1 protein-coding gene is annotated in these 672 nt (G+C 59.8%); it reads left to right on the top strand.

Annotated elements, in window-relative coordinates:
- Positions 1 to 672 (top strand): RHS repeat-associated core domain-containing protein (locus tag BLX24_RS30955; RefSeq protein WP_310590818.1); only part of this gene is annotated, 672 nt, incomplete at both ends.

Below are 672 nucleotides of genomic sequence, written 5' to 3'. Positions count from 1 at the left end.
CAATGCCGGCAACGGATTTTTTAACCAGAACGCGGCCTATGACTATGATGGCAACGGCAACCTGATCAGCGATACCGGTAAAGGCATCACCAATGTGAGCTACAACCACCTGAACCTGCCACAACGGGTGCTGAACGCCACCACGGGGCAGGTCAGCAGCTATAGCTACACGGCGGCCGGGCAAAAGCTGCGGGCCGATTTCGGTGGCGGTAAGGCCTATGACTATGTGGCGGGTCTGGTTTATGAAGGGGCGGGCAGCAATCGTTCGCTGGAGTTCATCCCTACGGCCGAGGGGCGAATGCTGCCGCCGGGCCGGGCGATAAACCCTGCCTCGGGGACAAGCGTGATTACCAACCGCTACTACCGGTATGAGTACCATCTGAAAGACCATTTAGGTAACTTGCGGGTGGCGTGCCGTTGTCCGGAGGTGAGTACGGCCGTAACGGGTAGTCAGGTGCCGGGTGCAGGGGAGAGTTATCCGCTGATGGCGGTGCAGGATGAGCAGTATGACCCCTGGGGGTTACGGTTGCCGGTGCCGGGCAGCCTGACGATGGCCAACAGCAACCGGTTTACCTACAATGGCAAGGAAGAACAGCAGGGGCTTGGCTGGCTTGATTACGGTGCGCGGATGTATGACCCGCAGCTCGGGCGGTGGAATTCGGTGGACCCGCT

Source organism: Arsenicibacter rosenii (assembly GCF_001870735.1).
Taxonomy (GTDB): domain Bacteria; phylum Bacteroidota; class Bacteroidia; order Cytophagales; family Spirosomataceae; genus Arsenicibacter; species Arsenicibacter rosenii.
This window is presented reverse-complemented; position numbering and strand designations above follow the sequence as displayed.